Source organism: Diaphorobacter sp. B2A2W2 (genome assembly GCF_056730635.1).
In genome coordinates, this window is record NZ_JBWZOR010000009.1 from 34,432 (window position 1) to 46,855 (window position 12,424).

The 12,424-nt window shown below is 61.9% G+C and carries 8 protein-coding genes and 3 tRNA genes; 7 read left to right on the forward strand and 4 right to left on the reverse strand.

Going from position 1 to position 12,424, the window contains the following annotated elements; translation table 11 throughout:
• Nucleotides 1-21 precede the first annotated feature (21 nt).
• The 6 genes from uvrC to AC1PPL_RS14485 all read left to right on the forward strand — a co-directional run bounded on the left by uvrC (nt 22) and on the right by AC1PPL_RS14485 (nt 5,486).
• On the forward strand, nt 22-1,995 hold the full coding sequence (uvrC, locus tag AC1PPL_RS14460; protein ID WP_252101099.1) for an excinuclease ABC subunit UvrC: 1,974 nt from the start codon (nt 22-24) through the stop codon (nt 1,993-1,995).
• 48 nt (nt 1,996-2,043) lie between these two features.
• On the forward strand, nt 2,044-2,610 hold the full coding sequence (pgsA, locus tag AC1PPL_RS14465; protein WP_015912838.1) for a CDP-diacylglycerol--glycerol-3-phosphate 3-phosphatidyltransferase: 567 nt from the start codon (nt 2,044-2,046) through the stop codon (nt 2,608-2,610).
• A gap of 406 nt (nt 2,611-3,016) precedes the next feature.
• Nucleotides 3,017-3,289: an HU family DNA-binding protein gene (locus AC1PPL_RS14470; protein ID WP_011805814.1), complete on the forward strand. Its 273-nt coding sequence runs from the start codon at nt 3,017-3,019 to the stop codon at nt 3,287-3,289.
• Nucleotides 3,290-3,303: 14 nt separating this feature from the next.
• Nucleotides 3,304-3,379 (forward strand) — tRNA-Val (locus AC1PPL_RS14475).
• A gap of 59 nt (nt 3,380-3,438) precedes the next feature.
• Nucleotides 3,439-5,361, forward strand: a complete 1,923-nt coding sequence (locus AC1PPL_RS14480) for a SurA N-terminal domain-containing protein (protein ID WP_479973571.1) — start codon at nt 3,439-3,441, stop codon at nt 5,359-5,361.
• A 49-nt stretch (nt 5,362-5,410) separates the two neighbouring features.
• A tRNA-His gene (locus AC1PPL_RS14485) sits at nt 5,411-5,486 on the forward strand.
• A 560-nt stretch (nt 5,487-6,046) separates the two neighbouring features.
• Here AC1PPL_RS14485 and AC1PPL_RS14490 read toward each other — a convergent pair.
• From AC1PPL_RS14490 to AC1PPL_RS14505, 4 genes are all read right to left on the reverse strand, one after another.
• Entirely contained in the window at nt 6,047-6,349 is a 303-nt protein-coding gene (locus tag AC1PPL_RS14490; RefSeq protein ID WP_270175230.1) for a hypothetical protein, read from the reverse strand.
• A gap of 147 nt (nt 6,350-6,496) precedes the next feature.
• Nucleotides 6,497-6,573 (reverse strand) — tRNA-Arg (locus tag AC1PPL_RS14495).
• Nucleotides 6,574-6,783: 210 nt separating this feature from the next.
• The gene (locus tag AC1PPL_RS14500) at nt 6,784-8,604 is read right to left on the reverse strand and encodes a M14 family zinc carboxypeptidase (protein ID WP_123676559.1); all 1,821 of its coding nucleotides are present in this window, start codon (nt 8,602-8,604) and stop codon (nt 6,784-6,786) included.
• A 136-nt stretch (nt 8,605-8,740) separates the two neighbouring features.
• A complete protein-coding gene (locus tag AC1PPL_RS14505; RefSeq protein WP_479973572.1) occupies nt 8,741-10,474 on the reverse strand; it encodes a DEAD/DEAH box helicase in 1,734 nt (577 codons plus the stop codon).
• A 256-nt stretch (nt 10,475-10,730) separates the two neighbouring features.
• On the opposite strand from AC1PPL_RS14505, the gene ettA reads away from it, so the two are divergent.
• Complete coding sequence (gene ettA, locus AC1PPL_RS14510; protein ID WP_015912846.1) at nt 10,731-12,392, forward strand: energy-dependent translational throttle protein EttA; 1,662 nt, start codon at nt 10,731-10,733, stop codon at nt 12,390-12,392.
• The last annotated feature ends 32 nt before the right edge of the window (nt 12,393-12,424 follow it).

The window sequence follows — 12,424 nt, forward strand, 5'->3', positions numbered from 1 at the left end:
ACGCGTGCCCACAATAGCGTCATGACCACAACCTATTCGGATGAGCTTCTGGCACAGGTGGCGGCGCTGCCACCTTTGCCCGGGGTGTACCGCTACTTCGATGCACAGAATGTCTTGCTATATGTCGGCAAGGCGCGCAACCTGAAAAAGCGGGTCAGCAGCTACTTCAGCAAGCAGCACGGAGGCACGCGCATTGGCCATATGGTGGGCAGAATTGCGCGGCTGGAAACGACGGTGGTGCGCTCCGAGGCTGAGGCGCTCCTGCTGGAAAATAATCTCATCAAGTCCCTGGGGCCGAAGTACAACATTCTTTTTCGGGACGACAAGAGCTACCCTTATCTCAAGATCACCGGTGTCTCGGCAAAGGACGGTACGGGGGATGCTCCGGGACAGTGCTACCCGCGCATGGCGTATTACCGGGGGGCAGTGGATAAACGTCACCGATACTTCGGTCCTTACCCTGGCGCATGGGCCGTCAAAGAAAGCATTCAGCTACTGCAGAAGGTTTTTCGGTTGCGTACTTGTGAAGACACGGTGTTTGCGAATCGCACGCGTCCCTGCTTGCTGTACCAGATCAAACGCTGCTCCGCTCCGTGTGTGGGTTTGATTTCCCCAACGGCCTATGCCGCAGATGTCCGCAGTGCGGAGGCGCTGCTGCTGGGTGAAACCCAGGAACTGCTTCAAACGCTGGAACAGCGCATGCTCGCGTACGCCGAGAAGCTGGAGTTTGAACAGGCGGCCGAGGTCCGCAACCAGATCACGGCACTCGCACGTGTGTTGCACCAACAAGCGGTGGAGACGGCATCGGACAAGGACGTGGACATACTCGCCGTTAAAGTGGCTGGCGGCCGTGCCTGCGTCAACCTGGCGATGGTGCGCGGTGGCCGGCACCTTGGCGACAGGCCTTACTTTCCGGTTCACGTAGAGGAAGCGACAGGCGTCTTCCAACTGGAAACGCGCGAGGATGCTCCGGATAACCTAATGGTAGAGGAGGCTGGCGGACTCGAGCAGTCGGTGCCGGCGCAGATCCTTGCTGCGTTCATTGCGCAGCACTACCTGGGGGTACCGTTGCCACCGACACTGATTACGAGCGAGCCAGTCGACCCCGCATTGGTTTGGGTACTGGCACAGCAGACGGGGGTGCGAGCGACAGTCGTCCACCAGCCGCGCGAACAACGGCGAATCTGGCTGGAAATGGCGGAGCAGAACGCACAGATTCAGTTGGCACGGTTGCTGGCGGAGGAGGGTTCCCAGCGGGCGCGCACGCGTGCCCTGGCGGAAGCGCTGGATCTGGAGGCAGAGAGCTTGGATGACCTCACCATCGAGTGTTTCGACATTTCGCACACTGCAGGGGAGGCGACCCTGGCTTCCTGCGTGGTTTTTCATCACCACAAAATGCAAAGTGGCGAGTACCGCCGTTTCAAAATCGAGGGCATTACCCCGGGCGATGACTATGCAGCTATGCGTCAGGTACTCATGCGTCGCTACAGCAAGGTTGCCGAAGCACAGCGCGAGGCAGGGGGAGCGGAGGTGACAAATGCCCCGCGCTTGCCGGACCTGGTGCTGGTGGACGGTGGCAAGGGGCAAGTAAGCATGGCGCGCGATGTGTTCCAGGAACTGGGCCTGGATATCTCACGCATCGTTGGTGTCGAAAAGGGGGAGGGCCGCAAGGTGGGGCTGGAAGAACTGGTCTTTGCGGATGGACGCGATAAAGTCTATCTGGGGCGAGACTCGGCTGCGCTGATGCTCGTGGCGCAGATCCGTGACGAGGCCCACCGCTTCGCCATCACCGGAATGCGCGCCGCTCGTGCAAAAGTACGCGTAGGCGGCAGCCGATTGGAAGATATACCCGGTGTGGGGCCTAAAAAACGGGCAAGGCTGCTTCAGCGCTTTGGGGGCGTGCGCGGCGTGGCAGATGCCAGCGTGGACGACCTCGCCACGGTCGAGGGCATATCTCACGACTTGGCAGAAGAGATCTATCGCGCGCTGCGCTGACCCGGTTGACGGCCCGGGGCATTGCCGCGCGTGCCACAATTGGCACCCATGTTTTTCACTATTCCCACCATCATGACTTGGACGCGCATTGTCGCGATACCCTTGATCGTGGGAGTGTTCTATGCGCCGCTGGACCCTGCGATGCGCAACCTCATCGCCACGGTGATGTTCATCGTTTTTGCGGCCACCGATTGGCTCGATGGGTTTCTTGCACGCAAGCTCAACCAGACCTCCGCGTTCGGGGCGTTTCTGGATCCCGTGGCTGACAAGTTCTTGGTATGTGCGTCGCTATTGGTACTCGTGCATATGCAACGTGCCGATGTGTTCGTGGCACTCATCATCATCGGCCGCGAAATCGCTATCAGTGCCTTGCGGGAATGGATGGCGCAGATCGGGGCGAGCAAGAGTGTGGCCGTGCACATGATCGGCAAGCTCAAGACCACGGTGCAGATGATTGCCATTCCTTTCCTGTTGTATGACGGGCAGTTGTTTGGCGTCATTGACACGGGTGTGTGGGGTACCTGGCTGATCTGGGTCGCCGCAGTGCTGACGGTGTGGTCTATGGTTTATTACCTGCAAAAAGCACTGCCAGAAATTCGAGCGAGAGTCCGTTAAGTTTCTTGCTACTGCTGGGAGAGCCTTGTGTCAAAAGGGTTCATTGCTATATATGACATAGCAAGGCAATCCGCGCCCACATGGAGAAGGCTGGTGGCGGCAACTCGGCACCGCAGGGCGAAAGTGCTTGTCAATACGGAATGCGCCTAGCGCGCAAGGTCGAAACAAAAGCGGTGCTCGAATCCGGGACGGGGATCAAATACGACTAGAATTCGCTCCCATGCTGTCGCCCACGCGGTACGTCTTATTGACACCCTACAGTGCGATGGCTTTAATCTGACACAGCAATTTCTGACGCTGCTTCAGTTCCCTCCGCCTCTGCCTTTCGGACCGCTTCCGTTGCAGGGGGCGCGGAGGCCAGATTTGCATAAAGACATTCATCCACTCTTTTCCCGAGAGGCTTCTTGTGAATAAAACCGAATTGATTGAGCACATCGCCAACAACGCTGATATCTCCAAGGCTGCAGCTGCGCGCGCACTGGAGTCCACGATCGAAGCGGTTAAGAAGACTCTCAAGAAGGGCGGCACGGTGTCGCTCGTCGGTTTCGGCACATTCGCCGTCGGCAAGCGCGCTGCGCGCACTGGTCGTAATCCCCGCACGGGCGCTACGATTAAAATCAAGGCTGCTAAAGTTCCAAAGTTCCGTCCAGGCAAAGCACTGAAAGATGCTTTGAACTGATTGTGAAATATGGGGGGTGCTTAGCTCAGTTGGTAGAGCGGCGCCCTTACAAGGCGTAGGTCAGCGGTTCGACCCCGTTAGCACCCACCACCCCATTCAAAGGCGAACGCAAGTTCGCCTTTTCTTTTGCAGCTGTTGAAAGATTGACCATGTTCGAATCCATCCGCAAGCACTCCAAGATCGTCATGTTCTTGTTGTTCTTGCTGATCATCCCGTCGTTCATCCTCGTGGGTATCGACAGCAACTATTTCAGCGGAGGAAGCCCGGTGGTAGCGCGGGTCGATGGCAAGGACATCACCCAAGCCGACTGGGACAACGCTCACCGTATGGAGAGCGATCGAATCCGCGCTCAGTCGCCAGGTATCGATGCCAAGCTGCTGGATTCACCGCAGGCACGCTATGCCACGTTGGAGCGGCTGGTGCGTGACCGCGTGCTGCAAGTCGCGGCGCAGGACATGCACATGCTGACCAGCGATGCGCGGTTGGCACGCGAACTGCAGAGCATTCCGCAGATAGCGGCGTTGAAGCGAGCTGACGGCACGCTGGATGCCGAAGCCTATCGCGCTCTGGCTGGTGCGCAGGGACTCACCCCTGAGGGGCTTGAAGCACGCATTCGCCAAGACTTGTCGGTCAACCAGGTCATGGGCGGTGTCATGGGTTCGGCGTTCAGCGGCCCGGCGGAAGCACGTTTGGCACTTGATGCACTGTTCCAGCGCCGTGAAATCCAGATCGCCCGTTTCAATGCTTCGGCGTTTGTGTCAAAGGTCGTGGTGACGGATGCCGACCTGGAGGCCTATTACACCGCCCATCCTGCGAAATTTCAGCAGGCTGAACAAGCGTCGGTGGAGTATGTGGTGCTTGACCTTGATGCCGTGAAAGCGGGAATCACGCTCAGCGAAGATGACCTGCGCACCTATTACAAGGAAAACATGAATCGCCTCGCGGGCAAGGAGGAGCGCCGGGCAAGTCACATACTGATCAACGCCAACAAAGACGCCCCTGCGGATGCGCGCACCCAGGCCAAGGCCAAGGCGGAGGAACTGCTCGCGCAGGTACGCAAAGCGCCGGGCAGCTTCGCGGAGATTGCCAAAAAGGAATCGCAGGACCCGGGCTCAGCACCGTCCGGCGGTGACCTCGGTTTTTTTGGCCGGGGAGCCATGGTCAAACCCTTTGAAGACGCCGTTTTTTCCATGAAGAAGGGGGAGATCAGCGACGTAGTGGAAACCGATTTCGGCTTCCACATCATCCTGCTTTCCGATATCAAGACTCCGCGCCAGCCCAGTTTCGAGGAGCTGCGCCCCTCGCTCGAGGCAGAACTCAAGCAGCAGCAGGCCCAACGCAAGTTCGCAGAAGTGGCCGAGGCGTTTGCCAATGGTGTGTATGAACAGGCGGACAGCCTGCAGCCCGTTGCCGACAAGCTCAAGCTCAAGATCCAGACGGCCGAGGGGGTTACCCGTACTCCGGCTGCCGGCGGCGCGGGGCCGCTTGCCAACGCACGCTTCCTGGAGGCGCTGTTCCAGTCGGACTCGCTGCAGAACAAGCGCAATACCGAGGCCATCGAGATCGGTACAAGTGTGCTGGCAGCCGGCCGCGTTACGGCATACCAGCCAGCCATGACGCTGCCGCTGGACAAGGCGCGCGACCAGGTGCGCGCGATCTATATCGCCGAGAAGTCCGCTGAACTTGCGCGGCAGGAAGGCCAAGCCAAACTGACCGCTTGGAAGGCCGCGCCGGATGCAGCCTCCGGGTTGACTGCTGCGTTGACGGTATCGCGGGACCGGCTGCAGGATCAGCCTCGTTCAGTGGTGGATGCCGCCTTGCGTGCCAATGTGGACCAACTCCCGGCCTGGACAGGTGTGGACCTTGGTGCGCAGGGCTATGCCGTGGTGAAAATCAACCGCGTCGTTCCCCGGGACGGTGTGAACGACGCTCGTGCGCGTATGGAGCGAGAGCAATACTTGCAATCGTGGGCGTCGGCCGAGGCGCTAGCGTATTACGATTTGCTCAAGCAGCGTTTCAAGGTCCAGATCAAGGCCCCCCGACCGGTGGCACAGGCAGAGCTACAAAACTAAGCCGGTTACCTCAGAGGGTAGATTTATCAGGCTATAATTCAAGGCTACGGTGGCTGTAGCTCAGTTGGTAGAGTCCAGGATTGTGATTCCTGTCGTCGTGGGTTCGAGTCCCATCAGCCACCCCAAATAACGAAGGCCCCCGCAGCGCAAGCTGCGGGGGCCTTTTGCATTCAACAAGGTTGGTGTGACCGGTGCCTGACTGAAGAGGCACTCCCGAACAGCAGACTGATCGTGCCGGAAGCCGTTCGCCTGCATACGGTTTTGTCCGACGGAGTGCCAAGTGCAAAGGCACTACAACCAGGACAAAGGATGCCCCATGCCAGCAACCCCCGCCCCTCAACCGGTCCCGCCCGTCCCGCCGAATCCCGGCGAGGTGCCGCCGCGACCTATTCCCATTGATCCGCCCGACAATACGCCGCCCATCGAACTGCCCGGTGACCCTATGCAAGAACCAAGCTAGTGGAGCCTGCAGGTGGTTTAACCCGGCAAGTTGGCTGGTATTTCCTCGTCGGGCTGCCGCGGTGGCGAGGCCGTTGGTGGGGCCGGTGGCAGATCACCGGGCGGGCGCGGTAAATCGTCTGGCACAGTGTGCAGCGGGTGTTCTTTCGGGTCCTGGGGAGTCATGGCGTGAGTCCTGGGAACGGGGCGGGGTACCAAAGGTTGCTCTGCACAGTCGCACCGCACACTATCCTCCCGCCCCTTGAGGCAGATAAGCTGGCATGCGTTGGTGCGGCTCGCGAGGCTTCTTGAGCGGTGTCACACGAGGAATGGGCCCCGCAGGGTCGAGGATCAACCGCGAAGGTATGCCCGCAGTTGCGGGAGCCAGCTCGGCTTCCAGCCGTGCAATGCGCTGCCGGTACATCCGTGCCAGTGCAGCATGGTGTTCGGCAGCGTTTTCGTGTTCGAATGCCGCCATTCGCGCCTCATTCAGGCTGGTCTCGAGACGGTGGGCATACATGGCAGCGGGATCAAAGAGGCGCTTGAGCATGGTTTTCTCCTGTGAGGGGGTAGCAAGACCATAGAGCGCGCTACGCGCTGTAGAGTGTCGGACGGCGTCCCGCATTTCCGCCCGACAGTGGCACCTCGGCCGCAGAAAGATGTCTTCGCAGGATGCCGAGGCACAGCCGAAGTGAGGTGGCCTGCCCGGAGGGACTCGAACCCCCGACCTATTGCTTAGAAGGCAATTGCTCTATCCGGTTGAGCTACGGGCAGATGATGCAGGTATGCGGTGCGAGCGGTGATGTGCGCGCTCGGAGTGCAGGATCATACAGGCGCCCGGAGCGCTCCCGCACCAGCCTGCGCAGCCCATGAAATAGAAGACGGCATGCGGGTGCTGTGTATGATGCCAAATATGCCTTTAGCGCTTATCCAGCAAGCGCAAGCAGCTATCATTTAAAGAGTGGCCGCAGTCTGGCGTGCTCTTCAGTCCATCTCCTCAAACACCAGCGATGGAGGTGCCATGACCCGTGCCACATCGCCGAGCTGGCCGATGACATGGTTGGCGAAATAGCTGTTCTGCGTATCGGGCTCCAGCGCTGCCACGGCCAGATTGGCCAATGGCTGGTTGAGAGACACGTAGTAGCTGCCTCCCGGCACGTCGATGGCGCTGCGCATGGGGGTCACGGTGGCGCGGATGATCGGGCGGGCGCCAGGGATGGCTCCGCGCACGTCCTCTCGCTCGGAGCTCTCCCGGCTGGTTTCCTCATAGATGTCGGCCAGTACGGAGCCCGCCTCGGCGACGTGCATCACCTGGATGCCCAGCAGCTTCAGGCGCTCCACTGCATCCGTTGCGCCGCTTGCCAACCAATAGCCGCAGGGACGGTGGCGTTTTTTGACCGGCTTGAGTTGCAGCGAGGAATTCCAATCCACGCGCAGGGTCCGGTCTGCGCCGGTCTGTGGGTCCAGCATGACCAGGTCGCGCTGGCCAGGGGTTTGCGTGGCTTCCACCACGATCTCGCCGCGGCATGCCTGGGAGGCAATGTCCCGCGCTTCATAGGAGCGCACCTGCTCCAAGTCGGCGGCGCGGTCCACGGTGCTGCGCAGCGCACTGGTGAGGGCCGTCACCTGCGAGTGCACGCGCCGCTGGATGTGGGTGCGGCCAATGCCCACGCCGCGCGTTTCCACGAGCATGCTGACGGCGTTCTTCAGACCATTCACGTTGCGGCCGGTATCGGGTTGCGTCCCTCCCATGGACAGGCGAAGGTCTTCGGCGCGGGTCGAGGTGGTGTAGTACCACTCCTGGCTCAGGCCTTCCGCTTCCAGGGCCCTGATCATGGGGTGGTGGAACCATTCCAGAGCTGCCTTGGTCATGAATTCCGGCAGGTTAGCCGTCGTTGCGTGCTGCAGCAGCACGTCGTAGCGTTGGATGGCATGGAATTTCTCGAGGAACCGTCCGGTGACGGTGTATTCATGCGCATCGAAAATGGCGATCGGGCGATAGTTGCGCACCAGTTTGGCGAGTGCCTGGGCCTCCGGAGTCTGCAAAAGCAGGTGGTCCCGGTTCATGTCGATGCCGTTGGACGTGGCTCGCGTGCCGGCCTCGGCTCCGTCGGGATTCGCGCGGGGAACGACGATCACGTTGATGCGCTCTAGCATGGGCTCCAGCAGACCCTGTGCCAGTTCGCGCGCCAGTACGAGCAATGCCTCGCTGCCGGCGGGTTCGTCGCCATGTTGCTGCCCAAGCAGCAGCACCGTGGGGCGGCGGCTGGCGTCCAGCGCGGCCACGTCGGTGCCAGCCGCGCGGGTCAGCACCAGGCCGTGCAAGGGTGTGCCGCGCTGCGATACCCCCAGGTCCAGCATTTGCACACGGGTCGTGCCGCGCTGCGCCGTGGCCAGATTACGCAGCCATTGGGTGAGTTCGGCGTTGGTGGTGAAAGCCTGGCGCCCCTCGGCGAGCCCCGGCGTTTCGTACCGCACGGAAGGCGCGGGAAAGCGTGCCGCGACAGCCGCGCTGTAGGGGAGCGCGGTGGAGGCCGGCTCGGTGGCCGGGGCGACGGGCGTTACCGTGACTGGGCTGGGCACGACTTCGCCACGCTGCACTGTTCCCAGCGGCGGCGGTACGGCGCGGGACGTTTGCGGACCAGTGGGCGCGGGGGGGGAGGACTGCGCGGGCCACGGAGGCAGGGGCGTGCTGGAGCAGGCGGACAGCAGGAATGCGCCCAGCAGCGCGGTAGCGCGGTGCCGTGCAGCGATTGCGGCGATTGGCAGCGCGTAAGTGTGGGAGAGCAGATTCTTCGGCGTCATGGTGGGCGTGGCGGAAGTGGTGCTGGGGCGGATGTTACCCGGCAGCTTTGATGTCCTGCGCGTGCGGCGGGGTGGTTGGCCCAGGGGCCATGGAAAAAAGCCCGGCTGTGCCGGGCTTTCTGTTGTCGTGAAGGTCTCAGCGGCCGAAGCCGCCGCCGCGTGGGCCGCGGCCACCACCGCCGCCGCCGTTGCCACGGCCGAAGCCGCCCCGACGCCCGCGGTCCGCCATGCTGTCCACGCTGGTGCGCATGGGGTCCGGCTGGCTGGCACGGCCGCTGCCATGGCGTGGGCCGATGCCAATGTTGCCGAGCTGCGTGCCCAGGTGAGCGTTCTCGCTGCGAGGCTGGCTGTCGTCGAAACGGCGATTTCCGCCATTACCGCCGCCATTGCCTGCACCCGCGGGACCGCCGCGGCGGCGGCCACCGGCCGTGTTCTGCGGACGTTGCTGATCACGTGGACCGGCAGGACGGCCCGCATTGCCTGCGTTGCCGCCGCGGCCCCCGCTGCCGTTCTGACCCCCGGCGCGCTGCTGGCCTTCGCCCTGGCCACCGCCTTGGCGCGAACCGCGCTGGCCGCCAGTGGCCGCCTTGTTGGTGCGGATGCGCTCCATCATCTCCTGGCGTGCCGCCTTGGCCGCCGCCTGCATGACTTCGCGGCTGGGCGGCTTGCCCGCGCCGCCCCAGATGGTCTGGCGGCCCATGGCGATGGGTTCGGCCTTCTCTCCCTCGTCCGGGCCAAAGCCGTCGATCACCTGCACGGGGATTTCCTGCTTGGTGAAGCGCTCGATCTCCATCATGAAACCTTCCTCGTCCATGCAGACGAGGCTCACGGCATGGCCCTCGCGGCCGGCGCGGCCCGTGCGGCCGATGCGGTGCACGTAGTCCTCGGGCACGTTGGGGATTTCGTAGTTCACGACGTGCGGCAGGTCGTCGATGTCGATGCCGCGTGCCGCGATGTCGGTAGCCACCAGGGCGCGGATCTGGCCCGTCTTGAAGCCCTCCAGCGCCTGGGTGCGGGCGCTCTGGCTCTTGTTGCCATGCAGCGCCATGGCCGAAACGCCGTTCTTGGTCAGGTACTCGGCCACGTTGTTGGCGCCGAACTTGGTGCGCGTGAACACCAGCACCTGGCTCCAGTCGTGTTCCTGGATGATGTGCAGCAGCACCTGCTTCTTCTTGCCACGCCCCACGGGGTGGATCACCTGGCTGATGCGTTGCACCGTGGTATTGCGCGGGGTGACCTGGATGCTCTGCGGGTTCTTGAGCAGTGAGTTGGCCAGTTCACGGATGTCGTCGCTGAACGTGGCCGAGAACAGCAGGCTTTGCTTGGACTGGGGCAGCAGCGCCAGCACCTTCTTCACGTCTTGGATGAAGCCCATGTCGAGCATGCGGTCGGCTTCGTCCAGCACCAGGATCTCGACGGTGGACAGGTCCATGAAGCCTTGCTGCTGCAGGTCCAGCAGGCGGCCAGGGGTGGCCACCAGCACGTCCACGCCGCGCTTGATGCGTTCGATCTGCGGGTTCATACCGACGCCGCCGAAGATCACGGTGGAGTTCAGATCCAGGTATTTGCCGTAGCCGCGCACGGATTCTTCGACCTGCGCTGCCAGCTCCCGCGTGGGCGTGAGCACCAGGGCGCGCACACCCTTGCCGCCAAACTGGCTGCGTGGGGCTTGGCCTTCGGCCAGGCGGTGCAGCATGGGCAGCGTGAACGCGGCGGTCTTGCCGGTGCCGGTCTGTGCGCCGGCGAGAAGGTCGTGTCCAGCGAGGACGGCCGGGATGGCCTGGGCCTGGATAGGGGTCGGGTTGTCGTAGCCTTGTTCTTGCACGGCCCGCAAAATGGCCGGCGCCAGCTTCAGTTCTTCAAATGTCATGTAATTGGATGCGCCCATCCGGGGCGCTGGGTATCGGCCTGTCGCAGGCGACTTTACGGGCCGCCGAGCCAGTTTGTTAGGCAGATGATTGCAAGGGTGGGAGCCCGGAAAATTCTTCCTTCGTCCCCAGCTTGTCTAGGCTGATGCCGTGGGCAACTGGAGCCCAAGACGGGGTCTATTGTCGCATGCGCCGATAATCCGCGTTTGTGCGCAAAAAATTTTGGCGCCTTCTTCTGCCCGTTTCCTGAATAAATCCATGGCCCAATACGTTTTCTCGATGAACCACGTCACCAAGACCGTGCCGCCCAAGCGGCAGATCTTGAAGGACATTTCCCTTAGCTTCTTTCCGGGCGCCAAGATCGGCGTGCTGGGCCTGAACGGCTCCGGCAAGTCCTCTCTGCTCAAGATCATGGCGGGCGTGGACAAGGAATTCGAAGGCGAGGCACTGCCCATGCCCGGGCTGTCGATCGGCTACCTGCCCCAGGAGCCCCAACTCAATCCCGAGCACACCGTGCGCCAGGCCGTGGAAGAAGCCATGGCCGAGGTGAACAACGCCAAAGCCCGCCTGGAAGAGGTATACGCTGCCTACGCGGAAGAGAATGCCGACTTTGACGCGCTGGCCAAAGAACAGGGTGAATTGGAGGCCATCATCGCCGCGGCCGGTACCGATTCCGAACACCAGTTGGAAATTGCGGCCGACGCGCTGCGTCTGCCGGCGTGGGATGCGGTGATCGGCAAGCTATCGGGTGGCGAAAAGCGTCGCGTGGCCCTGTGCAAGCTGCTGCTGTCCAAGCCCGACATGCTGCTGCTGGACGAACCCACCAACCACTTGGACGCCGAATCCGTGGACTGGCTGGAGCAATTCCTGCACCGCTTCAGCGGTACCGTGGTGGCGATCACCCACGACCGCTACTTCCTGGACAACGCCGCTGAGTGGATTCTGGAACTGGACCGAGGCCACGGCATCCCCTACAAGGGCAACTACTCTGACTGGCTGATCCAGAAGGGCAACCGTCTGGAAGCCGAGCAAAAAGGCGAGGAGGCTCGCGCCAAGGCTTTGAAGAAGGAACTGGAGTGGGTGCGCCAGAACGCCAAGGGCCGCCAGGCCAAGTCCAAAGCGCGTATTGCCCGCTTCGAAGAGCTGAGCGATTACGAATACCAGCGCCGCAACGAAACGCAGGAGATCTTCATTCCTGTAGCGGATCGCCTGGGCTCTAAGGTCATCGAATTCAAGAATGTCTCCAAGGCCTTTGGTGACCGCCTGCTGATCGACAACCTGAGCATGAACATCCCTGCCGGCGCCATCGTCGGCATCATCGGCCCGAACGGTGCCGGCAAGTCGACCCTGTTCAAGCTGATCGCGGGCAAGGAGCAACCTGATTCCGGTACCGTGGAAATCGGCCAGACCGTGAAGATGGCCTTTGTCGATCAGCACCGCGACGCACTGGCCGATGACAAGACCGTGTGGGAGGACATCTCCGGCGGGCTGGACATCATCAATGTGGGCAAGTTCCAAATGGCATCGCGCGCCTATGCCGGGCGCTTCAACTTCAACGGCCAGGACCAGCAGAAGAAGGTGGGCAACCTGTCCGGGGGCGAGCGCGGCCGCCTGCACCTGGCCAAGACGCTGATCCAGGGCGGAAACGTGCTGCTGCTGGACGAACCGTCCAACGACCTGGACGTGGAAACCCTGCGTGCACTGGAAGACGCGCTGCTGGAATACGCTGGTACCGTGCTGGTCATCAGCCACGATCGTTGGTTCCTCGACCGTATCGCGACGCACATTTTGGCTGCCGAGGGCGACAGCCAATGGGTATTCTTTGACGGTAATTACCAAGAATACGAAGCTGATAAGAAAAAACGATTGGGTGAAGAGGGTGCGAAACCGAAGCGTATGCGCTACAAGGCCCTCAAATAAGCACTTACAGGTAGTAGCATCGGGCGGACCGC